This window comes from Bifidobacterium pongonis, from assembly GCF_019331805.1.
GTDB lineage: Bacteria > Actinomycetota > Actinomycetes > Actinomycetales > Bifidobacteriaceae > Bifidobacterium > Bifidobacterium pongonis.
In genome coordinates, this window is the sequence record NZ_JAHBBE010000037.1 from 1 (window position 1) to 23,127 (window position 23,127).

Genomic DNA, 23,127 nt, shown 5'->3' on the forward strand with positions numbered 1-23,127 from the left:
TGATTTTGGTTATGTGAGGGGCGTGGGACTTGGGGTCCGTTACCGGAATCGGACAGGATTGGCCTGGTTTTGTCTGATTTCGGTAATGAGTGGGACTGCCTCGTATCGTTTTCAGACAGGATCGGCCCTATTCTGTCCGATTTTGGTAATGCGGGGTTATGGGCCCTGGAACTCCCGTTACCGGAATCGGACAAATTTGCCCTTATTTTGTCTGATTTTGGTTATGTGAGGGGCGTGGGACTTGGGGTCCGTTACCGGAATCGGACAGGATTGGCCTGGTTTTGTCTGATTTCGGTAATGAGTGGGACTGCCTCGTATCGTTTTCAGACAGGATCGGCCTCATTTTGTCTGATTTCGGTAAAGAGCGGGGTGTGGGGCTTGGGGTCCGTTACCGGAATCGGACAGGATTAGGCTGGTTTTGTCTGATTTCGGTCATGAGTGGGACTGCCTCGTACCGTTTTCGGACAGAATCGGCCTCATTTTGTCTGATTTTGGTAAAGAGCGGGGCGTGGGACTTGGGGTCCGTTACCGGAATCGGACAGGATTAGGCTGGTTTTGTCTGATTTCGGTAATGAGGGAGTTGGGTAATTGGGTGGAGGAATGGTAAAAGCGAATCGCTCTCAGCAAATACACAGAAATAGGCATATTATCTTACGGTGTAAGTAATTAAACATCGTAAACAATCGAACCGGTTGTGATCGATCGCAACCAGACATACATAATCCAACAATCAACCCAATCCAATAACACCGATAACCAAACCAACAGACAACCAACACCCAACCGCAACCAACGTTGACTAACCGATCAACGCAACCAATTCCTAAACCCCGACAACCAATGACCAACATGATTGACCGACCGACGTAACCAACCAACACCACACACATCACACGTAACCAACCTCAACACGTAACCAACCAACAACACACTAGAGAAGGAAACCAAGCATGCTTCGCATCATGCGATACCTCTCCAAAGCGGAGATAGGCCAAATGCTCATAGCATTGGTCAGCATCGTCGGGCAGATCTGGCTCGACCTGACCCTGCCGGACTACATGTCCGACATCACCACGCTCGTGGAAACCCCCGGCAGCGAAATGCACGACATCTGGGTTGCGGGCGGCAAAATGCTGCTCGTCTCGCTCGGCTCGGTCGCCTGCGCGGTCGTCACTGGCTATGTGGCGGCCCGCGTCGGCGCCTCGTTCAGCCAGCGTCTGCGCTCGCTCGAATTCAGCAAGGTCGAAAGCTTCGGACCGGCGGAAATGAGCCGATTCTCCACCGCATCGCTGATCACCAGATCGACGAACGATATCACGCAGATCCAGATGTTCATCACCATGGGGCTGATGATGATCGTCAAGTCGCCGATCATGGCTGTTTGGGCGATCTGCAAGATCGCGGGCGACGGCTTCGAATGGACGCTCGCCACCGGCATCGCCGTGGTCGTACTGATGGGCGCGGTCGCCGTCATGATGGCAATGGTCATGCCGAAGTTCAAGTCCATGCAGCGCCTGACCGACAACATCAATCTGGTGGCGCGCGAGAACCTCACCGGTCTGCGCGTGGTCCGCGCCTACAACGCCGAGGACTACCAGGAAGTCAAGTTCACCGAGGCCAACAAGGAACTCACCGACACCCAGCTGTTCACCAACCGCGTGATGGCGCTCATGATGCCGCTGATGAACACCATCATGAACGGCCTCATGCTCGCCGTGTACTGGATCGGCGCCTACCTGATTGACGCCGCTGGCCTGACCGACAAGCTGTCCACGTTCTCCAACATGGTCGTGTTCTCCAGCTATTCCGTGCAGGTCATCATGAGCTTCCTGCTGATGAGCATGGTGTTCGTGCTGTGGCCGCGCGCCGACGTGTCCGCGCAGCGCGTGCTTGAGGTCATCGACACCGAACCGCTGGTCGTCGACGGCACGCGCACCGAGGGTGAGTCCGGCGAAACCGGCGAAATCGAATTCCGCAACGTTTCCTTCACGTACCCGGATTCGCGCGAGGCCATGCTCGAAGGCATTACTTTCAAGGCGAAGAAGGGTGAAACGGTGGCGTTCATCGGTTCCACCGGCTCCGGCAAATCCTCGCTCATCAACCTTGTGCCGCGCTTCTACGACGCCACGCAAGGCCAGGTGTTGGTCGACGGCGTCGACGTGCGCGACTACACGCTTAAGGCGTTGCGCGACAAGATCGGGTACGTGCCGCAGCAGTCGTTCCTGTTCAAGGGGACCATCGCATCCAATGTGAGCTATGGTGACAAATCGTTCGGTGGGTCCGAAGATTCCGCAACCGGCACCGCCGCAACCGCAACCGCAACCGCCGCAACCGCAACCACCGACCTCGCCGCCGTGCGCAACGCATGCGAAGTCGCCCAAGCCACCGAATTCATCGAAAAGAAGGAAAACACCTACGAATCCGCCATCGCACAAGGCGGCTCCAACGTGTCCGGCGGCCAGAAGCAGCGCCTGTCCATCGCCCGCGCCGTCTACCGTCACCCGGAGATCCTGATCTTCGACGACTCCTTCTCCGCACTCGATTTCAAAACCGATCGCGCCGTGCGTGACGCGCTCGCCAAAGAGGCGAAGGATTCCACCAAGCTGATCGTCGCGCAGCGCATCGGCACGATCATGAACGCCGACCGCATCGTCGTGCTCGACGAAGGTCGCGTGGTCGGCCAAGGTACGCATGAGGAACTGCTGGAAAACTGCGACGTCTACCGTCAGATCGCGCAGTCGCAGCTCAGTGAGGACGAATTGAAGGGAGGTCGCTGACATGGCAGGCATGGGACATGGGCGCGGACGCGGGCCCGTTGAGAAACCGCAGGATTTCGGCGGCGTGATGAAGAAGCTCATGCGCTTCTGCAAGCGCTACATTCCGGTCATCATCATCGCGCTGATTCTGGGCGCGACGGGCACGGTGTGCCAGATTGTCGGCCCGGACAAGCTCAAGGACATGACCAATGAGATCACCAAGGGCCTGCCGGCCATGGTGCAAGGCAAGCCGGTGCTGCGTTCGATCGATTTCGACGCGGTGAACCGTATCGCCTGGCTGCTGGTCGCGCTGTACGTCGGCTACGCGGTGCTCTGCTACGTGCAAAGCTGGCTGATGGCGAACGTGACGCAACGCACCGCCCAGCAGCTGCGCGAGGCGATCAGCGTGAAGATCAACAAGCTGCCGCTCAAGTATTTCGACAAGGTCAGCTACGGTGACGTGCTCAGCCGTATCACCAACGACGTGGACGCGATCGGCCAGACGCTGGGCCAGTCGCTCGGCTCGCTCATCACGTCGATCACGCTGTTCTTCGGCGCGCTCATCATGATGTTCTACAACAACGTGATCATGACGCTGTGCGCCATCGGATCCGCGCTGCTCGGCCTGATCATCATGGGCGTGATCATGAAGGCATCGCAGAAGTACTTCTCCCGCCAGCAGATCGCGCTGGGCGACGTGAACGGCCATGTCGAGGAGATGTACGCCGGCCACAACGTGGTCAAGGCGTACTGCGGTGAGGCGGATTCGATCGAACGTTTCGAAAAGTACAACAAGGATCTGTACGATTCCGGTTGGAAGAGCCAGTTCCTGTCCGGCCTGATGATGCCGTTGATGAACTTCATCGGCAACTTCGGTTACGTGGTCGTGTGCGTGGTCGGCGCGGTGCTCGCGATGGACGGCAAGATCGAGTTCGGCGTGATCGTGGCGTTCATGATGTACATCCGTCTGTTCACGCAGCCGCTTTCCCAGTTCGCGCAGGCATTCCAGAACCTGCAGCGTTGCGCCGCCGCCTCCGAGCGCGTGTTCAACTTCCTGGAGGAGCCGGAAATGGCCGACGAATCCGACAAGCAGGCGCTGCTCGGCGTGAACGGCAAGCCGGTGCGCGGCGACGTGGAGTTCAGCCACGTGCAGTTCGGCTACGATCCCGACAAGACGATCATCAAGGACTTCTCCGCTTCCGTGAAGTCCGGCCAGAAGATCGCCATCGTCGGCCCGACCGGCGCGGGCAAGACCACGATGGTGAACCTGCTTATGCGCTTCTACGAGATTTCCGGCGGTTCGATTTCCATCGACGGCGTCGACACGAAGTCCGTGCCGCGTTGGAACGTGCACGATCAGTTCTCGATGGTGTTGCAGGACACGTGGGTGTTCCGTGGAACAGTGCGTGAAAACATCGCGTATTCGAAGCCTGGCGTGACCGATGAGCAGATTATCGCGGCGTGCAAGGCGGTGGGTCTGCATCATTACATCATGTCGCTGCCGAACGGTTACGACACCGTGCTTGACGACAAGGCGTCGCTGTCGCAGGGGCAGAAGCAGCTGCTCACCATCGCGCGTGCCATGGTCGAGGATGCGCCGATCCTGATTCTCGACGAGGCGACTTCGTCGGTCGATACGCGAACCGAGGAGCTGATTCAGAAGGCGATGGATGCGCTGACCGTGGGTCGTACGTCGTTCGTGATCGCGCACCGTCTGTCCACGATCCGCGACGCCGACATGATTCTCGTGATGGACGGCGGCGATATCGTCGAACGCGGCACCCATGAGGAACTGCTCGCCAAGTCCGGCTTCTACGCGGGTATCTACAACTCGCAGTTCACGCTGGCGCAGTAGCCGCTGGGCTTTCGCGGGTTCGCGGGTTCGCGCAGGCGGCTTTGAGCCGCTCAGCGTATCCACCTAGCGACGCTTTCACCATGTGGCTACGCTGAGTCTTGGTTAAGAGGGCGGCGTGGAGCGTGTGAGACTGTAAGCTTGGCCAAACGGCCTTGAGTGTGTCGAACACGTTCCACGCCGCCCGGCCATTTCCGGATTGGGTACCCCTTTACCGGAATCGGACAAAAATGCCCCGATTTTGTCTGATTTCGGTAACGGGGTGCGGGAGGTTTTGGGTACCCCTTTACCGGAATCGGACAAAAATGGGGTTATTTTGTCTGATTTTGGTAACGGGGGGATGTCGGGTGGCGAGGGGAAACGGGCGCAGACCTTGGGAATCCCTTTAGCGGAATCGGACAGGAATGGGGTTATTTTGTCTGATTTTGGTAACGGGGGGATGTCGGGTGGCGAGGGGAAACGGGCGCAGACCTTGGGAATCCCTTTAGCGGAATCGGACAGGAATGGGGCTGATTTTGTCTGATTCCGGTAATGAGGGGCGGGAGGTTTTGAGTACCCCTTTACCGGAATCGGACAGAAATGGGCTGATTTTGTCTGATTTTGGTAACGGGGGGATGTCGGGTGGCGAGGGGGAAACAGGCGCAGACCTTGGGAATCCCTTTACCGGAATCGGACAAAAATGGGCTGATTTTGTCTGATTTTGGTAATGGGGGGATGAGGGATTGTGGGGGTGTCTTTACCGGAATCGGACAGGAATGGGGCTGATTTTGTCTGATTTTGGTAATGAGGGGATGAGGGATTTTGGGGGTGTCTTTACCGGAATCGGACAGAAATGCCCCGATTTTGTCTGATTTCGGTAATGAGGGATGGAAATGAATGAGCGTGGGCGGGTGCGGAATAATAATCCTGCACCCGCCCACGCTCAGTAGGGGTTAGGGGCTAGCTGTATACGCCGCCCGGCCATTCGCGAGAAATCCGGGGAAACGGCGCGAATCAGGCGTAGATGTTGCGCGGGCGCATGTCTTCCGGCAGGCCCTCCAGCAGCGTCGCCACGGAACCCTCTTCGAAAACGGAACGGATTCCGGCGGCCAGCAGCGGGGCCACGGACAGCACGGTCATATTCGGCAGGCGCTTCTCTTCAGGAACCGGCACGGTGTCCATCAGCACGATCTCCCTGGCGCCGCAATCACGCAGACGCTCCACGGCCGGACCGGACAGCAGTCCGTGCGTCGCGACGAGCGTCACGCTTCTCGCACCGGCGTTCCTCAACGTGCGGACGGCTTCGCAAATCGTGCCGGCGGTGTCGATCATATCGTCCACGACCACGCAGTCACGATCCTCGACCTCACCGATGATGCCATGCGCCACGGCATGGTTCGGGCGCGTGATGTCACGGCTCTTGTGGATGAACGCCAGCGGAAGCCCGCCGAGCTTGGCGGCCCACTGTTCGGACACCTTGATACGACCCGCGTCGGGGGAGACGATGGTCGTGTTCGGCAGCGGCAGATGGTTGCGCACGTAGTCGATGAGCACGGGGGTGGCGGTCAGATGATCGACCGGGGCGTCGAAGAAGCCCTGCTCCTGCGCGGCGTGCAGGTCGACGGTCATGATGCGGCTTGCGCCCGCGGTGCGGAACAGGTCGTAGACGAGACGGGCGGTGATGGGCTCGCGGCCCTGATGCTTCTTGTCTTGGCGGGAGTAGCCCATGAACGGCGCGACCACGGTGATGGTGCGGGCCGATGCTCGCTTCAGCGCATCCACCATGATGAGCTGTTCCATGATCCACTTGTTGATGTCGCCGTAGTGGCATTGCAGCACGAACACGTCGGCGCCGCGCACCGGTTCGGTGTAGCGGACGTACATCTCGCCGTTCGCGAAATCGTATGCCGTGGTTTCCAACACCTGGGTGCCCAGGCAGTCTGCGACCTCCTTGGCCAGTTCGGGGTACGCGCGGCCCGTGACCAGCGCCATACGTTTATCCGGAGTGCCCTCAAGAATCGTTGACATTATTGTGCTGCCGTCCTTTGTGTTCTACGAGCAAGAAATAGCCTTCACCAGTGTACCCGTAGCCATGTCATGAGATGGTCATCGGTCTGTCAAGTGCCCCTCGCCCCGTAGACGCCCGAATCGTTACGTTTGTGTTATCACGCTGCCATATACGAATTTTTTTCGTAACTTTAGCGATGGTTAAGCGTAATTTTTTGACCTTAGGTTTAAGGCAAGTTTTCCAGCTATATGCTTCTAATTTCCCCCTGAAAGGATTGAAATTGCTTTCCGTGTATTCACAAGAGATTGATCTTCGCGCACTTGCCTTGATCACATGCGTCAGACCACCTGTGTGTTGTGGTGGAAGGAGAATATCTGATGTCAGACTATTTTAATTGGTCACTGGTAGGAAAATATCTTCCAAAACTCATAGCAGTGCTTCCAGTCACGTTGGCAATCGTTGGAATTGCAACGATTGCGGGACTTATCCTCGGAAGCCTCATCGCATTCATCAGAATTGAAAAAACCGTTGTTCTCAGTCAGATCTGTGCGGTTTTCGTTTCTTTCGTCCGTGGAACTCCGATTCTTGTTCAACTTTATATTGTGTATTACGGAGTCCCTATTCTTCTTAAATCGCTTTTTTCATTGGATATTTCCCAATGGAATAAAGTAATTTTCATTTATATTGCATACAGCCTTAACACGGCGGCTTTCCAATCGGAAACCATCAGGGCTTCCATCGAAAGCATTCCTAGGCATCAGTTCGACGCATGCGTTGCGTGCGGTCTTACCAAAATGCAGATGTATGCCAAGGTGATCATGCCGCAGATGATCCGTATCGCCATGCCGTCCTTCGGTACTACGACGATCGCGCTGCTTCAGGACACTTCGTTGGCGTTCACCATCGGTGTTGTGGATGTGGTGGGTCGTGCCAAGGCGCTTGGCGCTTATACCTTCCACACAATGGAAGCCTATATGGGTGCCGCGCTGCTGTTCATTGTGCTCAGCTTCATCCTGGAGCGCATTTTCGCCGCGATCGAAACGCGGATGAGCTTCACCTCGAAGCACAGCATCGTTCTTCCCAAGCTTCGCGCCCCGCAGCTTATCCGTTGGAAGCGTGAGTCGGCTGTTTCGCAGCCGCTCGTCAAGCCGGTTCCCCAGCCGATTCCGGCGACCGTCACGGTCGCGGCTTCCGCGGAAACCCGCTAACGCAATCCCAAGCAATCCCAAGCAATCCCTGGAGTCCCGCGGCTTCCAACGCGGCTCCCAACAGAACCCCAACGGATCGTCGAATCCAGGGATTCGCTCGCAGAAGTCACCAGATTCAGAAGATACAGAGAAAAACACAGAGAAAGACAAAGAACAGATCATGAACAACGCACGCAAGACCACCCGTTTCCTCACCGTTTGCACGGCCTCCCTCGTCGCCATGCTCTCCCTCGGCTCGCTCGCCGCATGCGGCTCCTCATCCGCTTCGGCCGCATCGTCCACCAGCGGAGGCCAGCAGGAAATCGTCATCGCCACCGGCAACGACGGCAAGCCGTTCTGCTCGATGAACGAGGACGGCGAACTCGACGGTTACGACATCGCCATCATGAAGGCCGTGGAAAAGAAGCTCTCCAAGTACTACAAGTTCACGTTCGAAGGCACCGATTTCCCGACGACCCTCTCCAACCTCAGCAGCGGCAAGGCGCAGATCGCCGCATACGAATACGAGAACAACGCGGAACGTAAAGCCAAGTTCACGTATGGCACGGTGGGCCTGACCAAATGGGATACGCTTATCATCTCCGACCCCTCCAACGGCAAGGTCTACCAGACCTTCGACGAACTGAAGGGCAAGAAAGTGTACGTCACCACCGCCACGAACCAGGCGGCCATGGCCGAAGCGTACCTGAAGGAGCATCCGAACGCCTTCAAACTCACCTACGGCACCTACAGCAACGAGCAGATCGTGCAGGGGCTCACCGCAGGGTCCTATGACGCCACCCTCGCCCCGCAATATTCGCTGGACCTGTGGAACGACGCCTTCCACAAGGGTCTGAAAGGCAGCGATAAAGCCGTCAACAAGTCCTCCTCCTACATCCTGTTCAACAAGAACGACGATAAAGATCTCGTCGACCGCGTCAACAAGGCCATGGCCGAATTGAAAAAGGACGGCACCTTCACGAAGCTGTCCGAACAGTACTACGGCGCCGACTACGTGCCGGAGGACTGAGAGGTGACATCATGCAGTTCAACATCGACGCGATGGTCGCCTCCATCATCTACTCCATCCACTATCTCGGCATCACCCTGCTGATCCCGGTCGTCGCGCTCGCCATCGGCGTGGTGTTCGGCCTGATCATCGCCCTGCTCCGCTACTACCGGGTCAAGGTGGTGGCGCCGGTACTCCAGGTCATCATCACCCTGTTCAAGGGTGTGCCGATCGTGCTGATCCTGCTGGCCATGTACCTCTTCTGCTCCACGGCGTTCGACCCGATTGCGGAATCGTTGCACTGGTCCATCCGGTTCAAGAACATCAACACCATGTGGATCGCCATCGTCGGCTTGGGCATTATGGCGATCGTCAACGGCAGCGAGATCTTCAGAGGCGCGTTCGCCTCCATCCGCAAAGGGCAGCTTGACGCGGCGCAATCCATCGGCATGACCCGCGGCCAGACCATCAGACGGGTTCTGCTTCCCGAGTCCATTCCCGTGGCTCTGCCGGTGTTCGGCAATCTGCTCATCAACCTCATCAAGGCGTCGGCATTGTGCTCGATGGTCGGCGTGGTCGACATTTTCTCCGCGGCCACCATTTCCGGGCAGCAAAGCTACTCCTTCCTGGAGGCGTACGTGGGCGTCGCACTCATCTACTGGGTGGTGGTCGTCTGCATCGAAAAAGGAACCGGACTGGTGGAACGTCAACTGGTCGGCAGAATGGGGAGTGTGGCACGATGATGAGAATCCGTGGAATCCGTAAGCATTTCGGCAAGCAGCAGGTACTGAACGGCGTCGATATGGACGTGGAGGACGGTGAGGTCATCGTCATCCTCGGTTCCAGCGGTTCGGGAAAGACGACGTTCCTGCGGTGCCTGAACTTCCTGGAACGCGCGGACGAAGGCACCATCGAACTGGACGATATGCGCATCAACGCGAAAACGGCCAAGAAGCGCGACATTCTCGACTATCAGCGCCAGACGGCGATGGTGTTCCAGAATTACGCGCTGTTCCAGAACAAGACCGCGTTGGAGAACATCGCCATGCCGGCCATCGCCACCGGCAAGAAATCCAAGGAGGAGGCGTACGAGCTTGCCGGCAACCTGATCGACAAGGTCGGGCTCGCCGAGCGTAAGGATTTCTACCCGAGCCAGCTGTCCGGCGGCCAGCAGCAGCGCATCGGCATCGCCAGGGCGCTCGCGTTGAATCCGAAGATCACGTTGTTCGACGAGCCGACTTCCGCGCTCGACCCCGAACTGGTCGGTCAGGTGCTCAATCTGCTTCGCGATATCGCGAACGCCGGCGCGACCATGATCCTGGTGACGCATGAGATGAAATTCGCCTACGAAATCGCCGATCGCGTGGTGTTCATGGATAAGGGCGTCGTGCTCGAACAGGGCACGCCGAAGGAGATCTTCGAACATCCGAAGGAACAGCGGACGAGGGATTTCCTCTCCCGATTCACCGAACAGCTCGCCGTCTGACCGCGCAGAACGCATCGAACGCATCGACAGAACGCATCGATAGAACGCATCGACCGAACTCACCAACCAGCCGCCCGCCGTGGCATCCGACAAATGACATAAGACATACCCATTGAAAGAAGCAAGACATGCAGTACTCATTCGCCAACCGTGTGGAACATCTCACCTCCTCGAAGCTTCGCGACAATGCGAAGAAAGTCCAGGACGAGGGCGACGTGATCTCCTTCGCCTACGGGTACCCGTCCACCGACGCCTTCCCCATGGACACGCTTCGCACCATCTCCGAAAAGATGTACACCGAATACGCTCCGGACACGTTCCTCCAGTATTCGCCCACCGAAGGCTACGCGCCGCTGCGCGAACTCATCAAGAAGCGCCTGTCGAAATACTGCGGCATCGACTCCGACGACGACGTGATGATTGTTTCCGGCTCCACGCAGGGCATGGATCTCGCCGTCAAGGTGCTGTGCGATGAGGGCGATGTGGTGCTGTGCGAGGATCAGACCTTCTCCGGCGCGGTCAAGGCGGTGCAAAGCTACGGTGTGACCGCGATGCCGGTGCCGATGGACTTGGACGAGGAGTCGATGGATCTGGACGCGCTCGAACATATCCTGCAAACCACCGAGAACGTGAAGATGATCTACGTGATCCCCACGTTCCAGAATCCGCTCGGCACGTCGATGCCGGTGGAGAAGCGCCGCGCCCTGTATGAGCTCGCTTGCAAATACGATGTGGTGATCTTCGAGGACGATCCGTACGGCGAACTGCTGTACACCGGCGAGCCGATCGAGAAGATCAAGTCCATGGATACGGACGGCAGGGTGATCTATTCCGGTTCGTTCTCCAAAGTGCTCGCGCCGAGCACCAGACTCGGATTCATCATGGCGTCCGGCGAACTGATGCGCAAACTCATCGTGGCCAAGCAGGTCGTCGACTCGCATTCGAACTACTACTGGCAGGTGCTGCTCGCCGAATTCATCGAAAACTACGATTTCCAAAGCCATGTGGAGTATCTCAAGCGCCTGTACCGCGGCAAGGCCAAGGCGATGATCACGGCGTTGGATGAGATTCCGAACGATATGCTGCGCTACATTCGCCCGACCGGCGGGTATTTCATCGGCTGCAGGATGGCCGACGACATCGATCCGGAGAAATTCTACGGGCTGCTGGCCCAACGCCATGTGGCGGTGATTCCCGGAGACATCATGAGCGTGACCGGCGAAGGCTACGAGCATGATTTCCGGCTGAACTTCACCCGACCGTCCTTGGAGGAGATCGGCCGTGGCATCGCGATCATCGGCGAAGTGCTTGAGGAAAGCCGTATCCACCCGCTCAGCGAGCTCGAATTCGACCAGGACGGGTACCGGGAGCACAGTCTCGCCACCGCACGTCTGGAACCGGCGGGCGCGGCGATCGTGCAGTAGAGCGCTGGGCGCGGGGCGCCGCCGAGCGCACGTGCGTACGAGGATACGAGGATACGAGGAAAGGACACATGATGAAACTGATCTATTTCGGAGCGAATCCCATGGCCGAACCGGCCATCGAACGTTGGTCCAAGCAGCATGACATTCCGGTCACCTGCGTGCATGAGGGGCTGACGGAAGGCAATATCGAACTCGCCCGCGACTACGACGGCATCTGCACGTATCTCAGCAGCGGTATGAAGGAATCCGAATCGATGTACCGCACGTTGCACGATTACGGCATCAGGCAGCTGTCGATCACCGCCACGGGCATCGACGGATTGAACCGTGAATGGGCGGAGAAGTACGGATTCCATGTCACGAACGTTCCCGCATACAGCCCCACATCCGTCGGCCATTTCGCGCTGATGTCGATCCTGGAACTGCTGCGTGGCATTCCGGCCGTGGAGAAGGACACCGATGACAGCCGCACGATGATCGGGCGCGAACTGTCCGACGTGGTCGTCGGCATCGTCGGCACCGGGCGTATCGGCGCGGTCGTCGCGGAAGGCGTGCTGGCGCTTGGCGGGCACGTCATCGCCTACAGTTCCAGCGTGAATCCGCAACTGGACGGTCGCGTCGAATACGTCGGATTCGATGATCTGCTGGAACGGTCGGATGTGATCTCCATCCACGTTCCCCTGACCGCACAGACCGAGCATATGTTCGACGCGGAGGCGTTCTCCGCCATGAAGACGAACAGCTGCTTGGTGAACACCGCGCGAGGCGGCATCGTCGACACCAATGCGCTGCTGGACGCACTGAAAACCGGGCATATCGGCGGAGCCGCGCTCGACACCCTGGAGGACGAGGAACTGTACATGTCGTGCGGTTGGGCGGAAAACCCGTATTACCGGGAACTGTCGGAATACCCCAACGTGATCGTCACCCCGCATATCGCCTACTACACGCAGCGGGCCGTGGACGAAATCGCGCAGACCGCGCTGGATAACGCGAGAAGCGTCATCCTCAATGGCACGTCGAAGAACCTGGTGATGTAGCGCATGGCGCATACGGAGACACGTGGATACGTGGAGGAAAGGAGAACATCATGTTGCAGGTGCAGGTTGAAGGTTTGAAGAAGCGTTTCGGTGGCAATGAGATTCTCAAGGGAGTGTCCCTCGCCGTGGAGAAGGGCGAAGTGGTGTGCATCATAGGCCCCAGCGGGTCGGGTAAGACCATGTTCCTGAGATGTCTGAATCTTCTGGAGCAACCCGATGAGGGAACCTACGCGCTTGGTGAGAAGATCCGATGCGATTTCAGCCATGTGGGCAGCAACACCCGCAGGGAGGTTTCGCTGCATACGGCGATGGTGTTCCAAACCTACGAACTGTTCCAGCACATGACCGTTCTGCAGAACGTGATGGAGGGCCTGGTGGGGCCGCGCAAGATGCCCAAGGAGGAGGCGCGCGCCATCGCCGTGGACATGCTGGGGCGCGTTGGCATGCTGGAACGCGCCGACTATTACCCCGCGCAGCTTTCGGGCGGCCAGCAGCAGCGCGTCGGCATCGCGCGTGCGATGGCGTTGTCTCCCGACCTGCTGCTGTTCGACGAACCCACGTCGGCTCTCGACCCGGAGCTGGTGGGTGATGTGCTCGGCGTGATGCGGCAGGTGGCGGATAGCGGCCAGACGATGATCGTGGTCACCCATGAGATGCAGTTCGCCAGGGAGGTTGCGGACAAGGTGATCTTCATGGCCAGTGGCGTGGTGGTGGAAAGCGGCACGCCGTCCGAGGTGTTCGATCACCCGAAGCAGGAGAGGACGAGGGATTTCCTCGGTAATTTCGATATCGCCGGGTAGATGGCGATGCGAAGCGTGTGAAGCGTGATGCGAAGTGTGATACGAAGCGTGATGCGAAGCGGGTGGGTTGAGGCAAGCGAGTTGATGCAAGCAGGTTGATGCAGACGAGCTGAAGCAAGGGAGATGACGATGAGCGCGGTGAAGGAAGAGGCGATGCGCACGGCGCGTATGCCGTGGGTCGACGGCGAGACGGAGGAACGGCTGTGGACCCGCGATTTCATACTGTTGATGGTGATCGCGGCGTTGGCGTCCACGGCGATCACCACGCAGATGGGAACCCTGCCGCTGTATGTGGAATCGTTGGGCGGATCGACCACCGCATCCGGTGCGATCGTCGGCATTCTCGGCATTTCCGCGCTTATCTTCCGCTTTCCCACGGGCATGATGATCGACCGGTACGGACGGCGGATCATGCTCATCATCGGCCTGATCATACTGGTGGTCGACTTCACGCTGCTGAATGTGTTCAGAACGCTGCTGATACTGTTCTGCCTGCGTTTTCTGCAAGGTATCGGCAACGGTATGCAGACCACCGCGACATCCACGATCGCGGCCGATCTGATTCCGCCGCGTCGCCTGCAGGTCGGTTTGGGGTATTTCAGCCTGGCCCAGGTGGTGCCGAGCGCCATCGGACCGATGCTGGGGCTTGCCGTGGTGGAGCGGTTCGGATATGACGCGCTGTTCGTGGTCGGCGTGGTGCTTACCGCCGCGTCGCTGCTGTTGAGCTTGTTCCTGGAGGTCAATCCCGTGGCGGTGGGGCGCGGGGCAGGCAAAGGCGCTGGCGCTGGTGCCGCTGACATCGGTGCTGCTGGCGTTGCTGGTGCTGCTGGCGTTGCTGGAACGGGGGGTGCTGCGGGCGGCGATGGTGCCGCCGAGGCCGGCAAAGGCGCCGGCCGAACGCGGGGGAGCGGTACTGTGGCACTGCTGCTCAGATCGAGCGTGGTGTTGCCGAGCGCGATCATGTTCGTCGTATTCTGCGCGGCCGCCGGAGTCACTGCGTTCATCGCCCAATACGCCGTCGAACTGCGCATCGCCAACGTCGGCATGTATTTCGTGGTCGCATCGCTTTCCACCGTGATCGTCCGCCTGGTGGTATCGCCACAGCTCATCCGCTTCCCGCAACCGGCGGTCATCGCGGTCAGCCTGCTTATGGTGATCGCGCCGTTCTTCCTCATCGCCAACGCCGGCAATCTCGCGGTGCTGCTGGTGGCCGCGTTCCTGTACGGTGCCGGGCAGGCGAATCTGCAACCGATGATGAACGCGCTTGTTCTGCAGGGAATCGAGCCTCAGCAGCGCGGCCGGGTCACCGCCTTCTTCTCGGCCTCCGGCGACGTGGCATACGGCGGCGGCGCGATGGTGTGGGGGTATGTGGCCAGCCTGTGCGGGTTCAGGATGATGTTCGTGATCTGCGGCATTTGCGCGGCGGTTGGCATCCTGCTGTACCTGTGGTTCCTGCGGATTTCGCGGGATGCGCGGGGTATGCGGGGCACGCGGGGCGCGGCCTGAGCCGACGGGTGGCGCACCGCCCGGCACTCACTCCAGCGAGACTCACTCCAGCGAGAACGCCTTGCGGATCATGTACATCTGCAACCATGCGGAACCGCCCGCCGCGAGAATCGCCCACAGCAACGGCACCCATGCAATCGCGCCGGGAACGGTGGCGAGCAGGGCAATCGGCAGAATATCGAGCACGAAGACGGCGAGCGCGACTGCGGGCTTCATCATGGCCAGTCGCGCCGACTGCTTGATCTGCTCCATCACGCTGAGCTTGCTGCGCCCGGTCAATGGCAGCACGAAGGCGAGCGCGATGCCGATGACCGCGAAAATGGCGAGTGTGATGCCGTATATGACGGATACGGTGTCGCCGGACTGCTGGGAGAGGAACCGCAGGTCGAATGCGGCGAGCGCCCATACGGCGGCGATGATCGCGGTGAGGGCGAAGGTGGTGCCGAGGCGGCGTTTGAACGCTTTCCAGAAGCCGCGGAAGATGCCGTTGTCGCGGTGTTCCTGCATGGTGCGTGCCACTTCGCAGGCGGCGGTGGTGGAGGCGCCGATGGTCACGATGGGCAGCGAGCAGACCGTCCAGGCGACGGAGAGCATGGCGAGATCGCCTATGGTGCTCATGAATACGTTGTAGGGGTTGTCTTCGCGGAAGAATTGCGAGTCCATGTCGGGTCCTTTGCTTGGGGTGCGTGCGGTGTGCGTGGTGCGGTGCGGGGTGCGGTGTGTGGGGTGTGGTGCGGTGTGTGGTGCGATGGAATCAGGAATCCGGATCCGCGCCTACCGGTACAGCCAGTCGATGAACTGCTTCGCCGTATTCGCGTTCTTGGTGTTCGCGGCGATGCCGATCAGGGCTTTGGAATCGGCGGAATCGAGCTTGTTCCACGTTTTCGCGTTCGCCAGGCTTAGCCCGTAGGGCTTGATGGCGCCTTTGCCGCTGCCGGACACGTCCGGATCGTCGTCATCGGCGTCGTCGTACCCGTGCAACTGCACCAGGTCGCCGGTGAGTCCGCTGCGCTGCTTGGCGCTGAGCGAGGTGGCGAGATCGCTGAAATACCCGTACCCGGCCAGCTGTTTGAACATGGTTTTCGGCGCGATGATCACGTCGATCTGTTCGGAGGAGAGCATGGTCTGCAGCTTGTCGAGACCGTCGCGGGTAGTGTCGAAATAGCTGTCGATGTTCACGCTTTGGCCGAGTTCGGTGGAGAATTCCTGCTGGAGCTGCTGCGCTTCGGTGGTGGTGATGGCGCTGTCGACGACCGCCGCGTACAGCTTCGGGCGGGTGGACGGCGTGACGGCTTTCACGACCATGAACGAGAGCAGGGCGATGATGATGACGGCGGCGAGCGTGGGTACGAGGAAGTGCTCGCGGAAGTACACGATTTTGGCACGCGCTGGAAGCGAACGGAACACCGCGAATTTGCTTTCGCCGGCGTGCTCGGGCGCTACGGAGAGCACGTTCACCGCTTGGCGCTGCTCGTCGGTCAGCTCGTTGCTTAGCTTGTCGGTTAGCTTCTCACCCAGCTTCATCGCTGCCATGGGGTCACCTCAGTTTACTAAAACCATTTGGTTTACTTAACCGCTTAATGTATACTGCAGTCAAAGAAAAGTCAACTTCAACGCAGAGGTGGGATCACATCCCCTGAACTTCTCCGCACACGCGGGGCCGCGCGGACGCACACCAGCTGATACGGATGCGGGCGCACGGCACGCACGGGCGGAGTGGAAGGAAACAAGGTAACAACGATGTTCGACCAAGGTAATCATGCAGTGCTCAAGCGCGACGGCGTATGCGTGGTACTGAAAACACCGGTGAACGAAATGCCGCAGGTGGAATACTGGGGCCATGATTTCGGCGTAAGCCAGGACGAGATGCTGCTCGCCCAACTCGACATGATGACGCTCAAAGTCACGCCGCCGCAGGAAAAGCCCGACGCCGCGCTGCGCCCGTCGCTGCTGCCGCAAGGCGCCGAAGCGTTCGCAGGGCGCCCGGGCCTCGAAGCCTACCGTGGCGCCAAGCCGGTATTCGTACGCTGGACCAGCGTCTCCACCGCCATCGCATCCGAAGGAACCGAAGACTTCGGCACCTCCATCACCATCACCGCCGAAGATGCCGTGAACGAAGTCCGCCTCGAACTCGTGCTCGCCCTGCAGCACGGCGGCCTCATCCTCATCACGCAAACCGTCACCAACCTGTCGGCAAGCAACGAACCGCTCACCGTCAACTGGCTCGAATCCACCCTCCCCATGCCCAAGCGCGTCGACACGCTCACCCAATTCACCGGTCGTTGGCCGCTCGAAAAGCAGGCACGCAGCACTGCGCTGCCATCCGGCTCAATCACCCGCGAATGCCGTCACGGCAAAACCAGCCACGAAAGCCCGTGGATGTTCATCGCCACCAACGGCGAACCGAAATGGAGCGAAGGCGAAGTGTGGGCCTGCCACCTGGCATGGAGCGGCAACCAGACCTACCGCATCGACAACCTGCCCACCCACGAACCGCTGATCGGCGCGGGCGAACTGCTCGGACCGGGCGAAATCCAGCTGGCCGGCGGCGAACACTACACCACGCCGGAAGTCTGCTTCTCCTACTCCAACGAAGGCCTCGACGGCATGGCCGCCCGCTTCCACACCTGGCTGCGCGGCACGCCGGGCCGCGTCGACCCCGCCGAAAAGCCCCGCCCGTTCACCCTCAACACGTGGGAAGCCGTGTACTTCGACCACAACGAAGCCACGCTCAAAAAGCTCGCCGACCGCGCCGCCGAAGTCGGCGTGGAACGCTTCGTGCTCGACGACGGCTGGTTCCACCTGCGCCGCGACGACACCAAAGGCCTGGGCGACTGGGTGGTCGACCCCGCCGTCTGGCCGAACGGCCTCGACGGACTCGCGGAACACGTGCACCGGCTCGGCATGGAATTCGGCCTCTGGTTCGAACCCGAAATGGTGAACCTCGACTCCGACTGCGCGCGCGAACACCCCGACTGGATCCTCGCCGCGCCCGAAGCCGTCCCCTACCGCGAAGACGTGTCGTACCGCACGCAGTACGTGCTCGACCTGGCCAACCCGGACGCCTACCGCCACGTGCACGACCAGATGGCCGCGCTCGTCGGGCAGCTCGGCGTGGACTACATCAAATGGGATCACAACCGCGACGTCACCGAACCGGTGCACGACGGCCACTACGGGCTGCACGAACAGACCCTGGCCTGCTACCGCCTGTTCGACGACCTCAAGCGCGAGTTCCCCAAGCTCGAAATCGAAAGCTGCTCCTCCGGCGGCGCACGCACCGACGCGGGCATCCTGCAGCACGCCGACCGCATCTGGGGCTCCGACTCCAACGATCCGCGCGACCGCGTGGACATCCAGCGCTACACCGAACTCGTCGTGCCGCCCGAAATGATCGGCGCACACGTCGGCCCCTCACCGGCACACTCCACCTGGCGCGCCACCGACGTGAGCTATCGTGCGGCCATCTCCCTCGAAGGGTGCAGCGGCTTCGAATGGAACATCCTCGAATGCTCCGACGAGGAACTGGCCTCGCTCAAAGCGTTCGTCGCACTGTACAAGGAACTGCGCGGGGTGCTGCACACCGGCCGCGTGCAGCACGCCGACTTCATCGACCCGGCGCTGCGCGGGCGCGGCGTCGTCTCCGCGGACGGCACGCACGCCGTATGGGTGGTCGCGACCACGACCAACCTGCGCGACGTGCTCGCCGAACGACTGCGCGTGCGCGGGCTCGACCCCGCCCGCACCTACCGTGTGCGCCTGCGCGACGAAGTGGGCGAGCCGCGCTGGGGCTGGAACACCCCGCAGTGGATCGCTGCGGCGCGCAATGGCGGATTCGAAGCGTCCGGGCAGCTGCTCGAACAGATCGGACTGCAGGTGCCGCCGCTGTGGCCGATGCAGGCCGTGATCCTCGAATTCGAGGCGCTGTGATGCGCGGGGTGAATGGCGCTGCGGGTGCGGCTGGTGCTGGCGCTGGTGACGCGGGTGCTGATGCGGCTGGTGGCGCGGCGGGTGTGAACGCGGCGAGCGCGGCCTATTTCGGCACGCCCGTCACCGTCGAATCCGCCGCCGATCCGACCCCGCAGCCCGTCGACCCACAGCTCAACGCGACAACACGCGCCCTGTTCACGTCACTGCATCAGGCAAGCGGCAAACTCGCCCTATTCGGTCATCAGAACGAAACCAGCAACGTAATCGGCAGCGGCACCGACTCCGACGTGCACGCGGTCACCGGCACCTACCCCGCCCTGTGGGGCAGCGACCTGAGCGGCGTCGAACGCGACGAAACCACCAACATCGACGGCTTCTCCATGTGCGACGTGCGCGACGAACTGCTCCGCGCCTACAACATGGGCGCGATGGTGACCATGAGCTGGCATTCCGCCAATCCGATCACCTTCGGCGGGTACGGGCACAACATGGCGCCCGGATCCGTGGCCGCAGTGCTGCCCGGCGGCGAACGGCACGAACAGTTCCTCGAATGGCTGGACCGCGTGGCGTCATTCCTCGACTCCGTAGTGGACGGGGAAAGCGGCGAATCCGTGCCGATCGTGTTCCGCCCATTCCACGAACACACCGGCGACTGGTTCTGGTGGTGCACCGGGTCGCCCGCGCGGCCCACCGACACCACGCCCGAACAGTTCATCGCCCTGTGGCGCATGACCGTGGAATACCTGCGCGACGTGCGCGGACTGCACAACGTGTTGTACGCCTACTCGCCCGACCGCAGCCGCATCGACATGAGTTCGAACGCCTCGCGCGAAGCCGGATACCTGTACGCATACCCGGGCGACGACTACGTGGACGTGCTCGGATTCGACGACTACTGGGACATCGCGCCCGCCGAGGTTGCAGCCGAGCAGCCGCGCGAACGGCACGACGACCTGATCGACATGCTGAGCCTGGTGGGGCGGCTCGCCAAGGAACGCGGCAAGATCGCCGCGGCCACGGAAGTCGGGTCGCCCGGCGAATTCGCGTGCCGGTATGCGATGAGCGACGAGGATGCCGCCGCGCTTGAGTGGGGCGGCGGTTGGGGCGGTGCTGGAACTGGCTTGTCGGCTGGTGTGGCTGATGCTGCGGACGGTGCGGCTGGTGCTGAGGCGACGACTGGTGTCGCTCCGGATGGTGCTTCGGGCAATACGCCGGTTGCTACCCCGGCTGACTCCCCGTGGACGAGCTACCTGCTGACCGCGGCGCTCGCCAACGAGGACACGCGGCGGGTGCTGTGGTACATGCCGTGGCGCAACGATCCCGGCGCCGCCGGGACCGGCGCGTATGGCACGCCGGTTGCCGGATCGCGCTATGCGGCCGATTTCCGTCGTTTCGCCGAGCATCCCTTCATTCGCATGGCCAACACCGTTCCGCCTCTTTACGACTGACGGCGGCCAGCGTTTCCCCATTTTCAGACAAAATCGCCCCGATTTTGTCTGAATCCGGTCAGGTGAGGGGCAGACTGGAGAAAACATACTGGCTTCTCTACCGTTTTCGGACAGGAATGGGCTGATTTTGTCTGATTCCAGGAAAGACAGGGGAAGACATGGGCGGGAGCTAAGCGGCTCTCGCCCTTTCCCATTTTCAGACAAAAATGGGCCGATTTTGTCTGATTTCGGTAATGGGGAGAGGCAAGGTCAGGCGGTCTCGGGCAGGCTCGTACCGGAATCGGACAGATTTGGCTTAATTTTGTCTGATTCCGGTCATGCGGGGCAACTCCCTTTCCCGTTTTCAGACAGATTTGGCCTGATTCTGCCTGATTTCGGTCAGGGGGTCTCGGGTGGCAGTCTCGTACCGTTTTCGGACAGAAAGAGGCTGATTCTGTCTGATTTTGGTGATGGAGAGGAGGTGGAGCTGGGCAGTTTCGGGTGGTCTTGGTCGGTCTCGGGTGGCTTGGGGGGTCTCATACCGGAATCGGACAGATTTGGTCTGATTTTGTCTGATTTCGGTCAGGGGTAGTCTCGGGTAGCTTGGGGTGGTCTCATACCGGAATCGGACAGATTTGGCCTGATTTTGTCTGATTTTGGTGATGGGGAGGGGCAAGGTCAGACGGTTTCGGGGCGGGGCCGGGTAACTTCGGGCAGTTTCGTACCGTTTTCGGACAGATTTGGTCTGATTTTGTCTGATTTCGGTGATGGGGAAGGGCGGAAATGATCGGGGGAAGAAGCGTGTCGCTCTTGCGGCTTAAGCGCTTAAGCTGTACGATGGGGGGCAACGGCCGGGGGAGCGCGAAGCAGCCTCCCGAACGCGGAGATGAATAACAGAACTTGAACGGAGCTGGATCCGACAACGGAATCGTGATCGGCAATGGAGCCCGTTGCGGTCGGTATCGACCACAATCGCGGAACCAAACCGATTTCGGCCCAGAGTCGGACACGGAGCCGGATAGGAACCGTGCCGAAACCGGGCAAAACCGAGGCATGAGCCAAGTCGGACGCAAAACCGGCAAAGCCAAAACCCGGGACCACCGATCCGGAATCGAAGAGCCAAAGAACCGAACAATCGGAACCGACTCCAACTTCGGAACCTGGTCTCGGAACCTGGCCTCGGTCCCACATCGGAACCGACAACGGAACAAGCCGCAAGAAAGGACTTGACATGGCTGTTGAAGATGCGAAGTATCAGCTGGGAACGCCGGAGAACAAGGCATTCCTCGATGCGGCGCGCGATAATCTGCTGAACTTCGGCGTGAAATTCCCCGCCCCCGACGGCAGCTCGTACTGGCTGGGCGACGACGGCACCCCGTGGAAGGACCGCAATCGCGCCACCTGGATCACCTGCCGCATGACCCACGTGTACTGCCTGGGCGCATTCGTCGGATTCCCGGGCGCCGAGGAACTGGTCGACGCAGGCATCAAGGGCCTGCGCGGCGTACTGCACGACGACGTCAACGACGGCTGGTACCCGGAAATCACCCCCGAAGGCGGCTATGCCCCCACCAAGCAGTGCTATGCGCACGCCTTCGTACTGCTCGCATCCTCCTCCGCCACGTTGCTCGGCCGTCCCGGCGCAGCCGAACTGCTCGACCATGCGAAGCAGGTCTTCCTCGACAAGTTCTGGGATGACGAAGTCGGCCTGTCCGTCGACACTTGGAACACCGAATTCACCGAACTCGACCCGTACCGCGGTCTTAACGCCAACATGCACTCCGTCGAAGCGTTCCTCGCGGTCGCCGACGTGACCGGCGAGGAAGTCTGGCGTGAACGCGCCGGCCGCATCATCAAGCACGTGCTCGGCTGGGCGAAGTCCAACAACTGGCGCATCCCCGAACACTTCCATTCCGACTGGTCGCTCGATCTCGAATGCAACCGCGAGAAGCCGGACGACCAGTTCAAGCCGTACGGCGCGACCCCCGGCCACGGCATCGAATGGGCGCGACTGATCACCCAGTGGGCGACCAGCACGTACCCGACCGATCCGGCCGCCGCGGCACCGTACATCGACGCGGCCGAGCACCTGTTCAACCGCGCGGTCGAAGACGCGTGGAACGCCGACGGCGCTCCCGGCCTCGTCTACACCACCGATTGGGACGGCAAGCCCGTGGTCCACGATCGTATGCACTGGACGCTGGCCGAAGGCATCAACACCTCCTCCACGCTCGCACGCGTCACCGGCAAGGACTCCTACGCCAAGTGGTACGCGACGTTCCTCGACTATGCCGACAGCACGGTCATGGATCACGTCAACGGCTCCTGGTTCCATCAGCTGGACCGTTCCAACCAGCCGATCGGCACCGTGTGGCCCGGCAAGTCCGACCTGTACCACGCCACGCAGTCCATGATGATTCCGCTGCGCGATCCGAGCCTGTCCATCGCCCCCGCGGCGAAGAAGCAGGGCTGAGTGCCGGCGAAATGAGTTTGTGACCCCTTCGCAAGGTTTTTCTTCACCTCCTTCCTTTCTCCCCTGCGAACCGGTGACATGAGAACGGCCCGTTGGCTTCCGTTTCGGGAAGTCAGCGGGCCGTTGTTTTGTCTGATTCCGGGCGGTGTGGACCCCCGTACCGGAATCGGACAAAAATTGGCCGGTTTTGTCTGATTTCGGTTATGAGGGGACTGAGGTTGGGGAGGCGGGAGTTGAGGGGGCGTGAGGG

At 60.4% G+C, this 23,127-nt stretch carries 16 protein-coding genes; 13 read left to right on the forward strand and 3 right to left on the reverse strand.

What is annotated here, in order from left to right:
* Positions 1 to 950: 950 nt before the first annotated feature.
* Entirely contained in the window at positions 951 to 2,777 is a 1,827-nt protein-coding gene (locus tag KIH75_RS08680) for an ABC transporter ATP-binding protein (protein WP_219056319.1), read from the forward strand.
* A 10-nt stretch (positions 2,778 to 2,787) separates the two neighbouring features.
* Positions 2,788 to 4,611, forward strand: coding sequence for an ABC transporter ATP-binding protein (locus tag KIH75_RS08685; RefSeq protein WP_219056333.1), 1,824 nt, complete (start codon positions 2,788 to 2,790; stop codon positions 4,609 to 4,611).
* A 990-nt stretch (positions 4,612 to 5,601) separates the two neighbouring features.
* Here KIH75_RS08685 and KIH75_RS08690 read toward each other — a convergent pair.
* On the reverse strand, positions 5,602 to 6,615 hold the full coding sequence (locus tag KIH75_RS08690) for a ribose-phosphate diphosphokinase (protein WP_219056320.1): 1,014 nt from the start codon (positions 6,613 to 6,615) through the stop codon (positions 5,602 to 5,604).
* 357 nt (positions 6,616 to 6,972) lie between these two features.
* Between KIH75_RS08690 and KIH75_RS08695 the strand changes: the two genes are divergently transcribed.
* The 8 genes from KIH75_RS08695 (at position 6,973) to KIH75_RS08730 (ending at position 15,047) form a co-directional block, all read left to right on the forward strand.
* Positions 6,973 to 7,803, forward strand: a complete 831-nt coding sequence (locus KIH75_RS08695; protein ID WP_219056321.1) for an amino acid ABC transporter permease — start codon at positions 6,973 to 6,975, stop codon at positions 7,801 to 7,803.
* Positions 7,804 to 7,963: 160 nt separating this feature from the next.
* Entirely contained in the window at positions 7,964 to 8,812 is an 849-nt protein-coding gene (locus KIH75_RS08700) for a transporter substrate-binding domain-containing protein (RefSeq protein WP_219056322.1), read from the forward strand.
* Positions 8,813 to 8,823: 11 nt separating this feature from the next.
* Positions 8,824 to 9,534, forward strand: coding sequence for an amino acid ABC transporter permease (locus KIH75_RS08705; RefSeq protein ID WP_219056323.1), 711 nt, complete (start codon positions 8,824 to 8,826; stop codon positions 9,532 to 9,534).
* Positions 9,531 to 10,277 (forward strand): amino acid ABC transporter ATP-binding protein, encoded by a 747-nt coding sequence (locus KIH75_RS08710; RefSeq protein WP_219056324.1) that lies wholly within the window; start codon positions 9,531 to 9,533, stop codon positions 10,275 to 10,277. Before KIH75_RS08705 ends, KIH75_RS08710 begins: the two co-directional genes overlap by 4 nt.
* A 128-nt stretch (positions 10,278 to 10,405) precedes the next feature.
* Positions 10,406 to 11,701: an aminotransferase-like domain-containing protein gene (locus tag KIH75_RS08715; protein ID WP_219056325.1), complete on the forward strand. Its 1,296-nt coding sequence runs from the start codon at positions 10,406 to 10,408 to the stop codon at positions 11,699 to 11,701.
* A 68-nt stretch (positions 11,702 to 11,769) separates the two neighbouring features.
* A complete protein-coding gene (locus tag KIH75_RS08720) occupies positions 11,770 to 12,741 on the forward strand; it encodes an NAD(P)-dependent oxidoreductase (RefSeq protein ID WP_219056326.1) in 972 nt (323 codons plus the stop codon).
* Positions 12,742 to 12,791: 50 nt separating this feature from the next.
* The gene (locus tag KIH75_RS08725; RefSeq protein WP_219056327.1) at positions 12,792 to 13,541 is read left to right on the forward strand and encodes an amino acid ABC transporter ATP-binding protein; all 750 of its coding nucleotides are present in this window, start codon (positions 12,792 to 12,794) and stop codon (positions 13,539 to 13,541) included.
* A 129-nt stretch (positions 13,542 to 13,670) separates the two neighbouring features.
* Positions 13,671 to 15,047, forward strand: a complete 1,377-nt coding sequence (locus KIH75_RS08730) for an MFS transporter (RefSeq protein WP_219056328.1) — start codon at positions 13,671 to 13,673, stop codon at positions 15,045 to 15,047.
* Between the two features lie 42 nt (positions 15,048 to 15,089).
* On the opposite strand, the gene KIH75_RS08735 is transcribed toward KIH75_RS08730, so the two are convergent.
* Together KIH75_RS08735 and KIH75_RS08740 are read right to left on the reverse strand one after the other, a co-directional pair.
* Positions 15,090 to 15,710, reverse strand: a complete 621-nt coding sequence (locus tag KIH75_RS08735) for a YesL family protein (protein WP_219056329.1) — start codon at positions 15,708 to 15,710, stop codon at positions 15,090 to 15,092.
* A gap of 111 nt (positions 15,711 to 15,821) precedes the next feature.
* The gene (locus KIH75_RS08740) at positions 15,822 to 16,580 is read right to left on the reverse strand and encodes a hypothetical protein (RefSeq protein ID WP_236028181.1); all 759 of its coding nucleotides are present in this window, start codon (positions 16,578 to 16,580) and stop codon (positions 15,822 to 15,824) included.
* Positions 16,581 to 16,787: 207 nt separating this feature from the next.
* Between KIH75_RS08740 and KIH75_RS08745 the strand changes: the two genes are divergently transcribed.
* The 3 genes from KIH75_RS08745 to KIH75_RS08755 all read left to right on the forward strand — a co-directional run bounded on the left by KIH75_RS08745 (position 16,788) and on the right by KIH75_RS08755 (position 22,877).
* On the forward strand, positions 16,788 to 18,977 hold the full coding sequence (locus KIH75_RS08745; protein WP_219056330.1) for an alpha-galactosidase: 2,190 nt from the start codon (positions 16,788 to 16,790) through the stop codon (positions 18,975 to 18,977).
* Complete coding sequence (locus tag KIH75_RS08750) at positions 18,977 to 20,425, forward strand: glycoside hydrolase family 26 protein (protein WP_219056331.1); 1,449 nt, start codon at positions 18,977 to 18,979, stop codon at positions 20,423 to 20,425. Before KIH75_RS08745 ends, KIH75_RS08750 begins: the two co-directional genes overlap by 1 nt.
* A gap of 1,210 nt (positions 20,426 to 21,635) precedes the next feature.
* Entirely contained in the window at positions 21,636 to 22,877 is a 1,242-nt protein-coding gene (locus KIH75_RS08755; protein ID WP_219056332.1) for an AGE family epimerase/isomerase, read from the forward strand.
* The last annotated feature ends 250 nt before the right edge of the window (positions 22,878 to 23,127 follow it).